The organism is Enhydrobacter sp., from assembly GCA_025808875.1.
Classification (GTDB): Bacteria; Pseudomonadota; Alphaproteobacteria; order Reyranellales; family Reyranellaceae; genus Reyranella.
In genome coordinates, this window is sequence record CP075528.1 from 1,467,575 (window position 1) to 1,484,496 (window position 16,922).

The 16,922-nt window shown below is 67.2% G+C and carries 17 protein-coding genes and 1 other RNA gene; 16 read left to right on the forward strand and 2 right to left on the reverse strand.

What is annotated here, in order from left to right; genetic code table 11:
* Nucleotides 1-16 precede the first annotated feature (16 nt).
* The 11 genes from ctaD to KIT25_07455 all read left to right on the forward strand — a co-directional run bounded on the left by ctaD (nucleotide 17) and on the right by KIT25_07455 (nucleotide 9,893).
* On the forward strand, nucleotides 17-1,645 hold the full coding sequence (gene ctaD, locus KIT25_07405) for a cytochrome c oxidase subunit I (protein ID UYN96749.1): 1,629 nt from the start codon (nucleotides 17-19) through the stop codon (nucleotides 1,643-1,645).
* A 47-nt stretch (nucleotides 1,646-1,692) separates the two neighbouring features.
* A complete protein-coding gene (locus tag KIT25_07410) occupies nucleotides 1,693-2,610 on the forward strand; it encodes a heme o synthase (GenBank protein ID UYN96750.1) in 918 nt (305 codons plus the stop codon).
* A complete protein-coding gene (locus KIT25_07415; GenBank protein UYN96751.1) occupies nucleotides 2,607-2,759 on the forward strand; it encodes a hypothetical protein in 153 nt (50 codons plus the stop codon). The genes KIT25_07410 and KIT25_07415 overlap by 4 nt, the downstream gene beginning before the upstream one ends.
* Nucleotides 2,756-3,343 (forward strand): cytochrome c oxidase assembly protein, encoded by a 588-nt coding sequence (locus KIT25_07420; protein UYN96752.1) that lies wholly within the window; start codon nucleotides 2,756-2,758, stop codon nucleotides 3,341-3,343. The genes KIT25_07415 and KIT25_07420 overlap by 4 nt, the downstream gene beginning before the upstream one ends.
* 3 nt (nucleotides 3,344-3,346) lie before the next feature.
* Nucleotides 3,347-4,225 carry a cytochrome c oxidase subunit 3 gene (locus tag KIT25_07425; GenBank protein ID UYN96753.1) on the forward strand — a complete coding sequence of 293 codons (879 nt, stop codon included), beginning with the start codon at nucleotides 3,347-3,349 and terminating at the stop codon, nucleotides 4,223-4,225.
* A gap of 67 nt (nucleotides 4,226-4,292) precedes the next feature.
* Entirely contained in the window at nucleotides 4,293-4,655 is a 363-nt protein-coding gene (locus KIT25_07430) for a DUF983 domain-containing protein (protein ID UYN96754.1), read from the forward strand.
* Nucleotides 4,656-4,662: 7 nt separating this feature from the next.
* Nucleotides 4,663-5,409 carry an SURF1 family protein gene (locus KIT25_07435; protein ID UYN96755.1) on the forward strand — a complete coding sequence of 249 codons (747 nt, stop codon included), beginning with the start codon at nucleotides 4,663-4,665 and terminating at the stop codon, nucleotides 5,407-5,409.
* Nucleotides 5,406-6,908: a carboxypeptidase M32 gene (locus tag KIT25_07440; GenBank protein UYN96756.1), complete on the forward strand. Its 1,503-nt coding sequence runs from the start codon at nucleotides 5,406-5,408 to the stop codon at nucleotides 6,906-6,908. The genes KIT25_07435 and KIT25_07440 overlap by 4 nt, the downstream gene beginning before the upstream one ends.
* 8 nt (nucleotides 6,909-6,916) lie before the next feature.
* Nucleotides 6,917-7,168 (forward strand): DUF1272 domain-containing protein, encoded by a 252-nt coding sequence (locus tag KIT25_07445; protein ID UYN96757.1) that lies wholly within the window; start codon nucleotides 6,917-6,919, stop codon nucleotides 7,166-7,168.
* 8 nt (nucleotides 7,169-7,176) lie between these two features.
* Nucleotides 7,177-8,628 (forward strand): threonine synthase, encoded by a 1,452-nt coding sequence (locus tag KIT25_07450; protein UYN97856.1) that lies wholly within the window; start codon nucleotides 7,177-7,179, stop codon nucleotides 8,626-8,628.
* Nucleotides 8,625-9,893, forward strand: a complete 1,269-nt coding sequence (locus tag KIT25_07455) for an insulinase family protein (protein ID UYN96758.1) — start codon at nucleotides 8,625-8,627, stop codon at nucleotides 9,891-9,893. The genes KIT25_07450 and KIT25_07455 overlap by 4 nt, the downstream gene beginning before the upstream one ends.
* A gap of 483 nt (nucleotides 9,894-10,376) precedes the next feature.
* Here the strand turns inward: KIT25_07455 and KIT25_07460 are convergent, their stop codons facing one another.
* Nucleotides 10,377-11,216, reverse strand: coding sequence for an aspartyl/asparaginyl beta-hydroxylase domain-containing protein (locus KIT25_07460; protein UYN96759.1), 840 nt, complete (start codon nucleotides 11,214-11,216; stop codon nucleotides 10,377-10,379).
* Between the two features lie 160 nt (nucleotides 11,217-11,376).
* Here KIT25_07460 and KIT25_07465 point away from each other — a divergent pair, with 160 nt between their 5' ends.
* A complete protein-coding gene (locus KIT25_07465) occupies nucleotides 11,377-11,985 on the forward strand; it encodes a GNAT family N-acetyltransferase (protein UYN96760.1) in 609 nt (202 codons plus the stop codon).
* Here KIT25_07465 and uvrB read toward each other — a convergent pair.
* A complete protein-coding gene (uvrB, locus tag KIT25_07470) occupies nucleotides 11,982-14,129 on the reverse strand; it encodes an excinuclease ABC subunit UvrB (protein ID UYN97857.1) in 2,148 nt (715 codons plus the stop codon). The genes KIT25_07465 and uvrB overlap by 4 nt on opposite strands.
* 100 nt (nucleotides 14,130-14,229) lie before the next feature.
* Between uvrB and KIT25_07475 the strand changes: the two genes are divergently transcribed.
* From KIT25_07475 to rnpB, 4 genes are all read left to right on the forward strand, one after another.
* On the forward strand, nucleotides 14,230-14,961 hold the full coding sequence (locus KIT25_07475; GenBank protein ID UYN96761.1) for a sulfite exporter TauE/SafE family protein: 732 nt from the start codon (nucleotides 14,230-14,232) through the stop codon (nucleotides 14,959-14,961).
* 10 nt (nucleotides 14,962-14,971) lie between these two features.
* The gene (locus KIT25_07480; protein ID UYN96762.1) at nucleotides 14,972-15,685 is read left to right on the forward strand and encodes a TerB family tellurite resistance protein; all 714 of its coding nucleotides are present in this window, start codon (nucleotides 14,972-14,974) and stop codon (nucleotides 15,683-15,685) included.
* Nucleotides 15,682-16,371: an N-acetylmuramoyl-L-alanine amidase gene (locus KIT25_07485; GenBank protein UYN96763.1), complete on the forward strand. Its 690-nt coding sequence runs from the start codon at nucleotides 15,682-15,684 to the stop codon at nucleotides 16,369-16,371. The genes KIT25_07480 and KIT25_07485 overlap by 4 nt, the downstream gene beginning before the upstream one ends.
* Before the next feature lie 12 nt (nucleotides 16,372-16,383).
* Nucleotides 16,384-16,790: RNase P RNA component class A (gene rnpB / locus KIT25_07490), an RNA gene on the forward strand.
* The last annotated feature ends 132 nt before the right edge of the window (nucleotides 16,791-16,922 follow it).

Here is a 16,922-nt window from a genome sequence, read left to right on the forward strand (position 1 = left end):
CGCAGGAGAAACCAAAATGGCCACCGCGCACGGCGCCGCCCACGACCACAGCCACCACGACCACCATACGCCGACCGGCATCAAGCGGTGGCTCTACAGCACGAACCACAAGGACATCGGCACGATGTACCTGGTGTTCGCCATCGTCGCCGCCTTCATCGGTGCTGCCTTCTCGGTGGTGATGCGCCTCGAGCTGATGCACACGGGCGTGCAGTACTTCAACGGTCCCGACGGCACGCCCGACGGCCACTTGTGGAACACCGTCGTCACGGCCCACGGCCTGATCATGGTGTTCTTCGTCGTCATGCCGGCGCTGATCGGCGGGTTCGGCAACTGGTTCGTGCCGCTGATGATCGGCGCGCCGGACATGGCCTTCCCGCGCATGAACAACATCAGCTTCTGGCTGCTGCCGCCGGCCTTCATCCTGCTGCTGCTGTCGGCCGTCATCGGCGGCGGCGTGGGCACGGGCTGGACGATCTACGTGCCGCTGTCGACGCAACAGGGCGCCGGCATGGATCTCGCGATCTTTTCGCTGCACATCGCCGGCGCGTCGTCGATACTCGGCGCCATCAACTTCATCACCACGATCTTCAACATGCGCGCGCCGGGCATGACGCTGCACCGCATGCCGCTGTTCGCGTGGTCGATCCTGGTGACGGCGTTCCTGCTGCTGCTCGCCCTGCCGGTACTCGCCGGCGCCATCACCATGCTGCTGACCGACCGCAATTTCGGCACCCACTTCTTCGATCCGGCCGGCGGCGGCGATCCGACGCTCTTCCTGCACCTCTTCTGGTTCTTCGGCCATCCCGAGGTGTACATCATGATCCTGCCGGCCTTCGGCATCGTCAGCCACATCATCTCGACTTTCTCCAAGAAGCCGATCTTCGGCTATCTCGGCATGGCCTACGCGATGGTGGCGATCGGCGTCGTCGGCTTCGTCGTGTGGGCGCACCACATGTACACGGTCGGCATGGACGTCGACACGCGCGCCTACTTCGTCGCTGCGACCATGGTGATCGCCGTGCCGACGGGCGTGAAGATCTTCTCCTGGATCGCCACGATGTGGGGCGGCTCGATCCGCCTCGAGGTGCCGATGCTGTGGGCGATCGGCTTCATCTTCCTGTTCACCGTGGGCGGCGTCACCGGCGTCGTGCTGGCCAATGCCGGCGTCGACTACGCGCTGCACAACACCTACTACGTCATCGCGCACTTCCACTACGTGCTGTCGCTCGGCGCGGTGTTCGGCATGTTCGCCGGCTTCTACTACTGGTTCGGCAAGATGACCGGCCGCCAGTATCCCGAGTGGGCGGCCCAGATCCACTTCTGGACCACCTTCATCGGCGTCAACCTCACCTTCTTCCCGATGCACTTCTCGGGGCTGGCCGGCATGCCGCGTCACTACGTCGACTATCCCGACGCGATGGCGCACTGGAACTACATCTCCTCGGTCGGCGCGCTGGTGTCGTTCTTTTCGGCCGTCTTCTGGCTGGTGTTCGTCGTGTTCGGCGGCATGTTCGCCGGCCGCAAGGTGGGCGCGAACTACTGGGGCGAGGGCGCCACGACGCTGGAATGGACCGTCGACTCGCCGCCGCCGTTCCATACCTTCGAGGAACTGCCGCGCATCTCGCCGGCAGCGCACCACTAGACGCGAGGAGCCGAGGCGCCCGACCGGCGCCTTCGCTTCGAGGGCCAATGAGCGACACCGCGCACCTGTTGACCGGAGACATCGACGCAGCGCCCGCCCGCGTGCGGGACTATGTCGACCTGCTCAAGCCGCGGGTCATGTCGCTGGTCGTCTTCACCGGCCTGGTCGGCCTGGTGATTGCGCCCGTCCATATCCATCCCCTCGCGGCCGCGCTGGCGGTGGCGGCGATCGCGCTCGGATCGGGTGCGGCTGGCGCCGTCAACATGTGGTACGAGCGCGACCTCGATGCCCTGATGGAGCGCACGCGCCGGCGCCCGCTGCCGGCGGGCCGCGTGGCGCCTGACGACGCGTTGGGCCTCGGCGTGCTGCTGTCGATCTTCTCCGTGCTGTTGATGGCGCTGGCGACCAACTTCGTCGCCGCTGCACTGCTGGTCGCCGCGATCCTCTTCTACGTCTTCATCTACACGGTATGGCTGAAGCGCCGGACGCCGCAGAACATAGTGATCGGCGGCGCGGCCGGCGCCTTCCCGCCGATGATCGGCTGGGCGGCCGCGACCGGCGACGTCTCGCCCGTCGCAATCGCGCTGTTCGCGCTGATCTTCCTGTGGACGCCGCCGCATTTCTGGGCGCTGGCGCTCTATCGCAGCGACGACTATCGCCGCGCCGGCGTGCCGATGTTGCCTGTGGTCGCCGGCGCGCGCGAGACCAAGCGCCAGATGCTGCTCTACACGCTGATCCTGCTGCCGGTCGCGCTGGCGCCGACGCTGCTCGGTGCGGTCAGCTGGCTCTATGGCGCGGTGGCGCTCGCGCTCGGCTTCGCCTTCGTCGGCCATGCGCTCGCGGTATGGCGGACGGCCGACGACGCGAGCGGCCATCCCGCGGCGCGCCGCATGTTCCGTTTTTCGCTGCTCTACCTGGCGGCGCTGTTCGCCGCGCTGCCCATCGACCGGATCCTGCTGGGATGAACCTTGCCATGGACGACGAGCGCCGCCCGGGCGACACCGACATGCACCGCCGCCAGCGGACGAAGAATCTCGTCATGGCCGGCCTGTTGCTGGCGATGGTCGTGGTGTTTTTCGCACTGACCATCGTGCGCATGGGAGGCAAGGGATGACGAGCGGCGGCGATCGCAACGCACGCCTCGCCTGGAGCCTCGCTGGTCTCGTCGGCGGCATGCTGGCGCTCGCCTACGCCTCGGTGCCGCTCTACGAGATGTTTTGCCGGGTGACCGGCTTCGGCGGCACGCCCGTCGTCGCCCGGGCCGGTGACCGGCCGCTGCTCGAACGCACCGTGCAGGTGCGCTTCGATTCCAACGTCGATCCTAACCTGCCGTGGCGCTTCCAGCCGGTCGAGCGCGAGGTCAGGGTCCGGCTCGGCGAGGAGAAGCTGGTCTTCTACCGGGCCACCAACGTCTCGCAGCGGCCGGTCGTCGGCACGGCGACGTTCAACGTGACGCCCGAGCCGGCCGGCCCGTGGTTCAACAAGGTGCAGTGCTTCTGCTTCAACGAGCAGCTCCTGCAGCCCGGGCAGTCGGTCGACATGCCGGTCGTCTTCTTCGTCGATCCCGAGATGGACAAGGATCGGCGCCACGACAACGTCCGCACCATCACGCTTTCCTACACGTTCTTCGAGGCCAAGACGGAGCGGGCGAGGACATTGCTGGGCGGCTTGTCCGCCAACTCGGACAAAGGGGGCTGAACAATGGCCGATTCGCACGGCGCACCGAAGCATCCGTATCACCTGGTCGATCCCAGCCCGTGGCCGGCGCTGGGCGCGCTCGGCGCCTTCCTGCTGGCCATGGGCGCGGCGCTCGGCATGCACCCGGACATGTTCGGCAAGGGCGTCGAGTCGATCGTGAAGAGCGTCAACTGGTGGATCGTCGCCCCCGGCTTCGCCGTGATCTTCGCGGTCATGTACTGGTGGTGGAGAGACGTCGTCGTCGAGTCGCGCAAGTACCACACCGCCGTCGTCCAGCTCGGCCTGCGCTACGGTATGATCCTGTTCATCGCCTCGGAAGTACTGTTCTTCGCCGCCTTCTTTTGGGCGTTCTTCGACTCCGCACTCTATCCCGGCGCGGCGGACATGCCGGTGCGCGCCGAGGCGACCGGCGGCGTGTGGCCGCCCAAGGGCGTCAGCGTCATCGCGCCGTTCGACCTGCCCTTTATGAACACGTTGATCCTGCTGCTCTCCGGCACCACGGTGACCTGGGCGCACCACGCGATCCTCGAGGGCAACCAACGCGATGCCGTGCGCGGCCTGCTGCTGACGGTGATCCTCGGCGCCATCTTCACCGGTGTGCAGCTCTATGAATACGCCCACGCGCCGTTCGGCTTCCGCGACAACATCTACAGCTCGACCTTCTTCCTGGCGACCGGCTTCCACGGCTTCCACGTGTTCGTCGGCACCACCTTCCTGGTCGTCTGCCTGTTCCGCGCGATGGCGGGCCAGTTCAAGCCCAACCAGCACTTCGGCTTCGAGGCGGCGGCCTGGTACTGGCACTTCGTCGACGTGGTCTGGCTGTTCCTGTTCTTCTGCATCTACTGGTGGGGTGCCGGCAACGCACCGATCGCCCTGCACTGACGCCCCGCGGCGTCCCGCATCGGAACCGCCGGGCGCTCCCCGGCGGTTCGTCTTTGGGAGCGTGTGAATGACCGACTGGCCGCGCCAATCGCCCGTCGATGTCGCCTTGCGCGGCGCCTGTCCGCGGTGCGGCCGCGGCCGGCTGTTCGCCGGCCTGCTCGGCGTGTCGGAGCGCTGCGCGGAGTGCGGGCTCGACCTGCGCGGCCACGACGCCGGCGACGGGCCGGCCGTGTTCGTGATCCTGGGCCTCGGCGCGCTGATGATGGTCCTCGTCTTCTGGGTCGAGTTCCGCTTCGAGCCGCCGTGGTGGCTGCACGTCGTGATCTGGCTGCCGCTCACCTTCGGCGCCGCCGTCTGGATGCTGCGCGTCCTCAAGGCCTGGCTGGTCGCCCAGCAATACGCCCACCGTTCGACCGAGCTGGAGGAGTAGTCGCACCATGATCAAGTTGCGGCCACTGCTCTGGCCCACGCTGTTCTCCCTGCCCGTGCTGCTGCTCTGCGTCGGCCTCGGCGTTTGGCAGATGGAGCGCCGCGAATGGAAACGCGAGATCCTCGATCGCATCGCCGTCAACCAGGCGGCACCCGTGATGACGTTCGACGAACTCGCCAAGGGCGATCCGCTGCGCCACGAGTACGGCAGGGTGCGCGTCGCCGGCACGTTCCTGCACGACAGGGAGTTCTTCCTCGCCGCGCGCAGCCTCAAGAACAAGGTCGGCCTTCACGTCGTCACGCCGCTGCGCACCGACGACGGCCGCGTCGTACTGCTCGACCGCGGCTGGATCGCCTCGGAGACGCGCGATCCCGCTCGGCGCGCCACCGGCCAGTTGCCGGGTCGCGTCGAGGTTGCGGGTATCGTGCGCCGCAGCCAGGAGCGACGGCAGTTCGCGCCCGACAACGATCCGGGCCGCAACATGTGGTTCCGCGTCGACGTGCCGGAGATGCGCCGCCTGGCGGGCGCGGCTCTCGATCCCGTGCTCGACCGGTTCTTCCTCGAGGCTGACGCGACGCCCAATCCGGGCGGCGCGCCGATCGGCGGCCAGACGCGCCTCGACATCCCCAACGATCATCTGCAGTACGCCCTCACCTGGTTCCTGATCGGGCTGGCGCTGGTCGGTGTCTACCTCGCCTATCACTGGCAGCAGGGCCGGCTCGAAATCGGCGGCCGCCGCACGACCGGGACATGATCGCCAACGACGCCTATGCCACGCTCGAGCGGCGCTTCGCGCGGCTGAGCGCCGTCAACCGGGCAAGCGCCATTCTCAACTGGGATCGCTCGACCATGATGCCGAAGGGCGCCGGCGAGGATCGCGCCGACCAGCTCGCGACCCTGGGCGTGATCGCCCACGAGATCCTGGTCGCGCCCGACATGGCCGACCTGCTTTCGCGGGCGGAGGAGAGGCGGGATGGCCTCGACGCCTGGCAGGCGGCGAACCTGCGCGAGATGCGCCATGCCTGGACCCATGCCGCCGCGTTGCCGGCCGATCTGGTCGAGGCACGCACCCGCGCCACAGCCGCCTGCGAGATGTTGTGGCGCGAGGCGAAGGAGCAGGCCGACTTCGCTCTGCTGCTGCCGGCCCTCGTCGAGGTCGTTGCGCTCACGCGCCGCGCTGGCGAGGCGAAGGCCGCGGCGCTCGGCGTCTCCCTGTACGACGCGCTGCTCGATGAATACGAACCAGGCGGTCGAAGCGAGCGCATAGACTCGCTCTTTACCGAGCTGGGCGGATTCCTGCCCGGGCTGCTGGCGCGCGTCATCGAGCGCCAGGGCGCTCGACCCGTCCCCTTGGTGCCGGAAGGGCCGTTTCCCATAGAGGCGCAGCGTCGGCTGGGCGAGGAGTTCATTCGCGCCATCGGGTTCGATTTCAGCCGTGGCCGGCTCGACGTGTCGGCTCATCCCTTCACGGGCGGTACATCGGAAGACGTGCGCATCACGACACGCTACGACGCGAGGGACTTCGCGCGCTCGCTCATGGGCGTGCTGCATGAGACCGGGCATGCCCTCTACGAGGCCGGCCTGCCGGCCGGGTGGCGCCGTCAGCCGGTCGGACAGGCACGCGGCATGGTACTGCACGAAAGTCAGTCGCTGCTGATGGAGATGCAGGCCTGTCGCAGTCGCGACTTCATCGTATTCGCTGCCCCGCGCATGCGCGCCGCGTTTGGCGGTGCCGGTCCGGCCTGGGAGATAGACAATATCCACCGTCTCTACACGCGCGTGGCACCGGGTTTCATCCGGGTCGATGCCGACGAAGTGACCTATCCCCTGCACATCATCCTGCGCTATCGGCTGGAGCGTGCTGTGCTGGGCGGCGACCTCGCGCTCGCCGACCTCCCGGGTGCCTGGAACGACGGCATGCGTGAGCTTCTCGGCATCGCTCCTCCCGACGATGCGCTGGGATGCCTGCAGGATATCCATTGGCCGGACGGCGCGTGGGGGTATTTTCCTACCTATACACTTGGTGCCCTGGCGGCGGCCCAGCTCTTCACGGCGGCTCGAAAGGAGCATCCGGACCTGATGGCGTCCATCGCGCGCGGCGATTTCGCGGCGTTGCTCGCCTGGTTGCGCCGGACTGTGCATGGCAAGGGCTCGATCGCCGCGACCGACGAGATACTGCTCGAGGCGACCGGCGCTCGGCTGGACGCGGACGCCTTCAAGGCACATCTGGAAAGCCGTTATCTCTCGTCGTAAGAGTTGGCATGCTTGAGTTGCGCCCGAACTGCGAATGCTGCGACAAGGACCTGCCGAACGGCGCGCCCGACGCGCTGATCTGCACCTTCGAATGCACTTTCTGCACCGACTGCGCGCGGACCCGGCTGGGCGGACATTGCCCGAACTGCGGCGGCGATCTCGTGAAGCGGCCGACGCGTCCCGATCGCATGCTGGCCAAGTATCCCGCCTCGACCAAGCGCGTGCGCAAGGACCACGAGTCCTGCCGTCAGGTGGCCTAGTGCACTACATCAGCACACGCCACGGCTCGGCCGCGGACCGGGGCGGGAGCCCGACGCCGCTCGGCTTCGAGGAGGTCATGCTCGCGGGCCTGGCCCGCGATGGCGGCCTCTACCTGCCGGCGCGATGGCCGCAATTTTCCAAGGCCGAGATCGCGGCGATGCGCGGCCTCTCCTACGCCGAGCTGGCATTCCAGGTAATGCAGCCGTTCGTCGGGATCGCCTTCGACGAGCCGACCTTCCGCCGGCTGATCGGCGAGGCCTATGCGTCGTTCGACACGCGCGAGGTGGCACCGCTCGAGCGGCTGGGCGATGGGGGCTTGCACCTGCTCGAGCTGTTCCATGGGCCGACGCTCGCCTTCAAGGACGTGGCCCTGCAACTGCTCGGCCGCATGCTCGATCACACGCTGACCGCCAGGGGGCAGCGTGCCACGATCGTCGGCGCGACGTCGGGCGACACCGGTTCGGCCGCCATCGAGGCCGTGCGCGATCGCAGGACCATCGACATCTTCATGCTGCATCCGCGCGGTCGGGTGAGCGAGGTCCAGCGTCGCCAGATGACCACGGTGATGGCGCCCAACGTCCACAACATCGCCATCGACGGCACGTTCGACGATTGCCAGGACCTCGCCAAGGCCTGTTTCAACGATCTCGCCTTCCGTGACCGGCATGCCTTGACGGCCGTGAACTCCATCAACTTCGCGCGCGTGATGGCCCAGATCGTCTACTACTTCTGGGCAGCGCTGAAGCTCGGCGCGCCGGAGCGGCCGGTCGCCTTCACTGTTCCGAGCGGCAATTTCGGCAATGTCTACGCCGGCTACGCCGCCGAGCGCATGGGCTTGCCGGTGTCGCATTTCGTCGTCGCGACCAATACCAACGATATCCTCGCGCGCTTCTTCGCCTCGGGCGAGATGTCGATGCGGAAGGTCGTCCCGACCTTCAGCCCGAGCATGGACATCCAGATCTCGAGCAACTTCGAGCGGCTGCTGTTCGATCTCTACGATCGCGACGGCAAGGCGCTGGCCGAGGCCATGCTGGAGTTTCGCCGAACCGGCAGCCTGAAGGTCGGCGCCAACGCCCTCGGCGCGGTGCGGCGCCTGTTCGAAGCGGGCCGTCTCGACGACGAGGGCACGATCGCCGCCATCGCCGATTGCCGGAAGCGCTTCGGCCAAACGCTCGATCCGCATACCGCGGTGGGCTACGCCGTGGCCCAACGCCATCGGCGCGATCCGGCGATTCCCATGGTCGTGCTCGCTACCGCGCATCCCGCGAAGTTCCCCGACGCCGTGCAGCGCGCCATCGCCGAGCGGCCGGCCCTGCCCGAACGCCTCGCCGACCTGATGGACAGGACGGAGCGCGTGACCGGCCTGCCCAACGACGTTGCGGCGCTGAAGGCCATGATCGACGACCGCATGAATCCGGACCGCCGCCCGCGCACGGCCGCCGGGAGGGTGCGCCGATGAGCAACGTCAAGGTCACCACGCTCTCCAACGGCTTGCGCGTCGCCGTGGACGAGATGCCGGAGGTGGAATCGGCTTCGCTCGGCATCTGGGTCGCCTGCGGCACGCGGCACGAGAGCGCCGAACTCAACGGCATGGCACACATGCTCGAGCACATGGCGTTCAAGGGCACGCGCACGCGCAGCGCCCGCGCCATCGCCGAAGAGATCGAGAATGTCGGCGGCAGCCTCAACGCCTATACCGGCCGCGAGATCACTGCCTACCATGCCTCGGTCCTCAAGGAGGATGTCGGGCTGGGCGTCGAGCTGGTCGCCGACATCCTGCGCAACTCCGTGTTCGACCCGGACGAGCTGCAACGTGAGCGCGGTGTCATCTTGCAGGAGATCGGCCAGGCGCTCGACACGCCCGACGACCTGATCTTCGACCAGTTCCAGGTGACGGCGCTGCCCGGCCAGCCACTCGGGCGGCCCGTGCTCGGGACGGCCCAGTCGGTGGAGGCGATCGGCCGCGACGACCTCTTCGGCTTCCTCGGCCGGCACTACACCGCCGCCAACATGGTGCTGGCCGCCGCCGGGAGAGTGGAGCACGACCGCATCGTCGAGCTGGCGGAAAGGCACTTCGGCACCGTGCCGCGTACGCCGGCGAATGCCATCGTGCCGTCGCCGTTGCGCTACGTCGGCGGCGACGGCCGCGAGGCACGAGAGCTCGAGCAGGCCCACCTCGTCCTGGGGTGTCAGGGTATCGGCTATCGCGATCCGGACTACTATGCGACCGCCGTCTATTCGACCTTGTTCGGCGGCGGCATGTCCTCGCGATTGTTCCAGCGCATCCGCGAGGAGCGGGGTCTCGTCTACGGCATCCATTGCTTCAATGCCGCCTACGCCGACGGCGGCCTGTTCGGCATCTACGCGGGAACCGGCGAAGACGACCTGGCCGAACTCGTGCCGGCCGTGTGCGAGGAGTTCGCCGCCGTGGCAACGTCGCTGGGCGAAGCCGAACTGGTCCGGGCCCGCAACCAGATCAAGGCCGGCACCTTGATGGCCCTCGAATCGAGCGGGTCGCGCTGCGAGCAGGCGGCGCGCCATCTGCTCGTGCACGGCCGGCCGATTCCCTATGCCGAGATCGTCGCCCGCATCGAGGCGGTGGACCAGGACGCCGTGCGCCGCGTTGCGCACCGTTTGCTGGCGAGCGACCTCACTCTGGCAGCGCTCGGGCCAATCGGCGAGCTGGAGCCGCTCGACCGGATCGCCGCGCGTCTGGCGGCGTAGGCCAAGAGAGTCAGATTCGCGTCCGGCGTCGGAATCGGGGGGTCGAATCGCCTTCCGATGCAGATGCCATCGGCATCGGACCGAATCCATCGACCCGATTAGGTCCGTGAGGGCGCGTCGAGGTAAAATGCGCCCATGAGCACCATGACCACTCCCGGCCGCGAGGGCCGCGCGGGATTTCCCGTATCGACGTTCTGTTTCGCGAATCGCCCGCCGACCCGTCCTCCCGACCCGTGACCGGAGGTTTGCGCAGTTCCCGTAGTTTGCGCAACGCATTCCGGCAGAGAGCAGGCACACCACCCTGAGGGCGTCTCGAGCGGGTGCTCGCGACGTCGATTGTCCGGCGACACCCCGCCGGAGGTTTGCGAGGTTTCCGAGGTTTCCGAGATCGATTTCCGCGATTTGCGCGATTTCCGCGACGGGGTTGGGGTAGTGGTCCGAGGCGAAGCGAGGCACGCCAGCGAGGCCGGCGCGCTGCGAGAGTTACTTGCGCTCCGCCGGGACCGTGGCGCTGCGCGCGCGGCTGATCAGGCCGTCAACCGGCTGCATCGCCTTGTTGCGTGGTGGCACGCCGATGGCGGCGCGGTCGCGCACAGTCCGCACTTCCGTGCTGTGCCGGATCAGGTTGTAACGCAGCGAGGTGTAGAGATTGACCGGGAACGGCATGTCGGCATTGAAGTCGATGATCAGCACCACGCGCGTCTGGTCGGTCTGGTTCTTCACCCAATGCTCGCGCGTGTCGTCGAACACCAGCGGGACACCTTCCTCCCAGTGGAAGTGGTGCCCGCCGATCTCGATCCAGCACTTCTCGGGCTCGTCCGGCACGATCAACGGATAGTGGAAGCGGATGACGCCAGCCGCCGAGCCGCGGTGGGGCACTATCTCGGCGTAGCCGTGCAAGATGCTGAACAGCGCCGTGTGGACGCCCGGAATGCGCGAGATCGCCTCGTAGGTGTCGGGCACGGCCGCGGTGTTCTCCTTGACCTCGTGGCCCCAGATCTTCAGCAGGAAGGTCCGCCAAGCCCGACCGGCCACATAGAGGTCGCGCGGATGGACCTCGTGCAGCGCCGGGATCGCGTCGTGGTGGCTCAGCAGGTACTGCAAGTCGGCCTTGATCCTGTCGTGGCTCTTCTTGAGCTCGGCGAGCACCGGGAAGGCCTTGATCGCGTCGTCGCCGCCCAGCGGCAGCTTGGGCATGCGCCGCAGGATCATGTCCGACATCTTGAGATTGAAGTTCTCGATGGGCTCCTGCGGAACCCAGATGTTCTTGGTGAGGTAGAACCGGCCTTTCTGGCCGACGTTCGAATTGGTGTCTTTTTCCATGACCGTCCCGAAACGCGGAGGTTGGTGGAACTTGTTACGTCGGACCCGCCAATGCAAGCCGGGGGACGGGCCTCTCGGGCGCGGCCGACCGTCTCAATTTCCTACGTCAAACCTCGGGAAACATGTCACAATTCCGTGCCTGCGTTAAGATTGGACCACGATGTTCCGCTTCGCCGACGTGCCGCTCGCCCTTTCGGGAATGACCCGGGTCTCGGGGCGGCGCGTGTATTTGCGCGCACCGACAATGGAAGACTGGGCCGAATGGGCCGAGCTCAGGGCGCGCAGCCGGGCCTTCCTGACGCCCTGGGAGCCGACTTGGCCGGACGATTCCCTGGCGCGGGATCATTTCCGCCGCAGATTACGTCAGCAGGTCCGCGAGTGGCGAGCCGGGGAGGCCTACGGCTTCTTCATTTTCCTCAACGACCGTCGGCAGCTCGTGGGGGGCATCAACCTCAGCAACGTGCGTCGCGGCGTCGCGCAGGCCGCCTCCGTCGGCTACTGGATGGGCCAGCCCTTCGCCGGCAGAGGGCTGATGACCGACGGGCTGCGGGCGCTGCTGCCGTTCGTGTTCGACGAGTTGCGGCTGCATCGCCTCGAGGCCGCCTGTCTGCCGCACAACGAGGCGTCCAAGGGGGTCCTGGCCAAGATCGGCTTCCACGAGGAAGGGCTGGCGCGCCAATACCTCCGGATCAACGGCCAGTGGGCGGACCACCTGCTGTTCGCCCTGCTGCGGGCCGACTACGACATGATTCTGCGCGCCGGTCGCTAGCGCCCGCTGCGCCGCGCCGGCTTGCCGCGCGAGCCGGAGCCGGTGCGCACGCCGCGGAACACGCGGCTGTTCTGCATGCGGCCGAGATTGATGTTGGCCGAGGCGGCGATCGCCTGGCCCGGCAGCTCAAGCTCGTTGGCCTCCAATCTCCGGATCTCGTCGCGGATGCGGGCGGCCTCCTCGAACTCGAGGTTGGCGGCGGCGTCGCGCATGCGCTTCTCGAGTTCGGCGATGTGGCTGCGCAGGTTGTGGCCGACGAGATGGACGTCGCCCGACACACCGGTGTCGACCGTGTAGTGGTCGCGCTCGGCGGTCGATTGCAGGATCTCGGCGATGTTCTTGCGCACCGAGGCGGGGGTGATGCCGTGCGCCTCGTTGTAAGCGACCTGCTTCCTGCGCCGTCGCTCGGTTTCGCTCATCGCGTACTTGATCGAGTCGGTCGTCTTGTCGGCATAAAGGATGACGCGGCCGTCGATGTTGCGCGCGGCACGACCGATCGTCTGCACCAGCGAGGTCGGCGAGCGCAGGAAGCCTTCCTTGTCGGCGTCGAGGATGGCGACCAGCGCGCACTCGGGGATGTCGAGGCCCTCGCGCAAAAGATTGATGCCGACCAGCACGTCGAACGCACCGAGCCGGAGATCGCGGATGATCTCGATGCGCTCCAGGGTGTCGATGTCGGAGTGCAGGTAGCGGCAGCGCACGCCGGCCTCGTGCATGTACTCGACCAGATCCTCGGCCATGCGCTTGGTCAGCACCGTGACCAGCACGCGCTGGCCCTTCTTGGCGCAGTCCCTACACTCGGCGATCAGGTCGTCGACCTGCTTCTCGACCGGCCGCACGATCACGGTGGGATCGATCAGGCCGGTCGGGCGGATCACCTGCTCGATGAAGGTGCCCTGCGTGCGCTCCATCTCCCACGGGCCGGGTGTGGCGCTGACGAAGGTCGTTTGCGGACGCAGCGTGTCCCATTCCTCGAACTTCAGCGGCCGGTTGTCGATCGCCGAAGGCAGGCGGAAACCGAACTCGGCGAGCACGCTCTTGCGGTTGAAGTCGCCGCGGAACATGCCGCCGATCTGCGGCACGGTGACGTGGCTCTCGTCGACGATCAGCAGCGAGTTCTCCGGGAAATACTCGAACAGGGTGGGCGGCGGTTCTCCGGGGCGACGGCCGGTGAGATAGCGCGAATAGTTCTCGATCCCGGCGCAGGCGCCGGTGGTCTCCAGCATCTCGATGTCGAACAGTGTACGTTGCTCGAGCCGCTGCGCCTCCAGCAGACGGCCGGCGCGGTTGAATTCGTCGAGCCGCTGCTTGAGGTCGGTCTTTATCTGCTGGATGGCATGCTGCATGGTCGGCCGCGGCGTCACGTAGTGGCTGTTGGCATAGACCACGATGTCGGAGAGGGTCGCGCTCTTGTCGCCGGTCAGCGGGTCGAACTCGGTGATCGAATCGATCTCGTCGCCGAACAGTTCTATGCGCCAGGCCTTGTCCTCGTAGTGGGCCGGGAACAGGTCGACGGTGTCGCCGCGCACCCGGAAAGTGCCGCGCTGGAAAGCGTTGTCGTTGCGCTTGTATTGCTGCTCGACGAAGCGGCGCAGCAGGGTGGACCGATCGACCTTCTGGCCCTTGTGCAGGCGGAAGGTCATCGCTTGGTAGTTCTCCAGCGGCCCGATGCCGTAGATGCAGGAAACCGAGGCGACGATCACCACATCGTCGCGCTCCATCAGCGCACGCGTCGCCGAATGGCGCATGCGGTCGATCTGCTCGTTGATCGAGGAGTCCTTCTCGATGTAGGTGTCGGTGCGCGGGACATAGGCTTCGGGCTGGTAGTAGTCGTAGTAGGAGACGAAGTATTCGACGGCATTGTCAGGGAAGAAGCCCTTCATCTCGCCGTAGAGCTGCGCCGCCAGCGTCTTGTTGGGCGCCAGCACCAGCGCCGGCCGCGCCTGCGAGGCGATGACGTTGGCCATGGTGAAGGTCTTGCCCGAGCCGGTGACGCCGAGCAGCACCTGGTCTTTCTCGCCCGCGGCGACGCCGGCGATCAGCTGCCGGATCGCCTCTGGCTGGTCGCCGGCGGGCGTGTAGTCCGAAACCAGCCTGAACGGCTTGCCGCCGACGGTCTCCGGCCGCCGCTGGACGAACGGCATGTGAAGCGGCACGGCCGATATCGCCAAATTCTTCGAGGGCATGGCCTGCATTATATGATGGCTGCGCCGGCCGTCGCCAATGGTAGCGTGCGGCCGACGAATGCCCGACCTGCTGACCGCCACGTTCGCGATCGCCGCTTCCGTCGCAGTCATCGCAGGCCTGGTGCGGGGCTTCGCCGGCTTCGGCGCCGCCATGCTCATGACGCCGGTCTTCTCCGCGCTTTACGGGCCGGCAGTCGGGGTTGCGCTTTGCCTGCTGCTGGAAGTCGCAGTGGCGCTTCCTCTGCTCCCCAGGGCGTTGCGCTACGTCGACTGGCGGCGCATCGGCCTCATCCTGGCGGCTGCGACCGTAGGCGTGCCGGCCGGCAACTTCCTGCTGACACGGCTCGATCCCGAGCCGATGCGCTGGGCGATCTCCGCCATCGTGCTCGGCGCGGTGGCCTTGCTGGCCAGCGGCTGGCGCTATCGCGGCAAGCCGCACGTCGCAGCGACGCTGGGGACGGGCTTGAGCAGCGGCTTTCTCAACGGCCTTTCCGGCATGGCCGGACCGCCCATCGCGTTCTACTACTTGGCCGGTTCGGAGACGCCGACACGAGTGCGGGCCAATCTGACGACATACTTCGTCTTCATCGACCTGGCGGCCGTGGTGGTGTTCCTGGCGCGCGATCTGGTCGGATGGACCACGATGATCGAAGCGCTCTTTCTCGCGCCCGCCGTCGTGATCGGCGGCCTGCTCGGCGAGCGCCTGTTTCCGATGGCGAGCGAGCGGTTCTATCGCAGGCTCGCGCTGCTGCTGCTCGCGGGGGTGGCCGTCGGCTCGCTGATGCTGTAACGGCGGTGCGATGCAAGTCTGGGACAGGATCGTCGAGGGCATTTCCCGACTCGCCAGCGGTGAATCGCTGGCTTCGCTGCTGGGCCTCGGTGCGACGGCCGGCGACGACGACGCGCATCCCGGCCTGCGCCAGATCGGCTTCACCATCGGCGTCATCGCGCTCGGCGCGAAGATGGCGAAGGTCGACGGAGAGGTTACACACACCGAGGTCGAGGCCTTCCGCTCGTTCTTCCAGGTGCCGCCTGGCGAGGAACGCAACGTCGAGCGCTTCTTCGATCTCGCCAAGCGCGACTCGGCCGGCTTCGAGACCTATGCCCGCCAGGTGGCGGCCCTATTTCCGGACGCGCCCGAAATCCTCGAGAACGTCCTCGAGGGGTTGTTCGACATTGCACGCGCCGACGGCGCCTTGGGCGCTCCCGAGGTGGAATATCTGGCCGAGGTGGCCCGCATCTTCGGCCTCGACAGCGCGCGGTTCGAGCGCGCCAGGGCGGCGGCGCTGGGCGTGATGGAGTGCGAGGCGTGCACGATCCTGGGCATCGATCCGCTGGCGACCGACGAGCAGATCCGCGAGGGCTGGCTGCGTCAGGTCAAGGCGCATCATCCCGACCGGCTGATCGCGCGGGGCCTGCCCGACGAGGCCGTCGCCGTCGCCAATCGCAAGCTCGCACTGATCAACGCCGCCTACGACCGGCTGAAGCGCGAGCGTGGACTGGTCGCGGCATGAGGATCGTCGAGCATCCCTCGCCCAACGCGGCGATGCGCGCCGCCGGTGCCGTCGTCGACGTGCTGGTACTGCACTACACCGAGCTGCCGTTGCGCCAATCGCTCGACGTCCTGTGCGACCCGGCGCGCGCGCACCGCGTCAGCGCACACTACGTGCTGGCCGAGGACCAGGCGGTCTATCGTCTGGTCCCCGAGGACCGCGTGGCCTGGCACGCCGGAAAATCCTGGTGGCGCGGTCGCGAAGCGCTCAACGCCACGTCGATCGGCATCGAGATCGTCAACCTTCACGGCGACCGGCACGACTATCCGGAAGGCCAGATCGCAGCCCTTGTCGCACTCTGCCGAGGCATCGTCGCCCGCCATCCCGCGATCGTGCCACGGAACGTCGTCGGCCATTCCGACATCGCCCCCGAGCGCAAGATCGATCCCGGACTGCGATTCCCGTGGCGCCGGTTGGCGGGAGAGGGGCTTGGACTGTGGCCGCACCCGAGCGATCGGCCGGTCGCCGGCGACTTCCAGGAGGCGCTGCAGCGGTTCGGCTATGCGCCGCCCGTCGAGGCAAGCCGGGCAGACATCGCTCGAGCCTTCCAGCGTCACTACCGGCCTGGTCGGGTCGATGGCGTGGTCGACGAAGAATGCCGGGCATTGCTGGCCGACCTGCTTGACCAGGCCGGGGAGCGGGCTTAGCTAACGCCCGGGTCAGACGGCCGGATGGCTGCGCTTGGATGGGCAACCGTCCGGGTGAGGAAAGTCCGGGCTCCACGGAAACACGGTGCCGGCTAACGGCCGGCGGGGGCGACCCCAGGGAAAGTGCCACAGAGAACAGACCGCCTGTCCGCTTCGCCCTTGGGTGATCGGATCGGCAAGGGTGAAACGGTGGGGTAAGAGCCCACCGCGCGACCGGCAACGGGAGCGGCACGGCAAACCCCACCGGGAGCAAGACCAAATAGGGACGGCACGCCGGGAAACCGGCACGCGGGTTTCCGCGCCGTCGTCCGGGTCGGTCGCGCGAGGTGTTCGGCAACGGGCATCCCAGAGGAATGGCCATCTCCCGTCCAGGTTCGCTTGGGTGGGGACAGAACCCGGCTTACAGGCCGTCTGACTCTTTCTATCAACCTATTGAGGTATCGTTTCGCGGATGTGCCATAAGTATTGTGTCTAATTCATTCAGATTCTTGAAAGAATCCTCGACTTGGTAATTGCATCCCGGAAATTCCCATGATATCCCATTACATCCC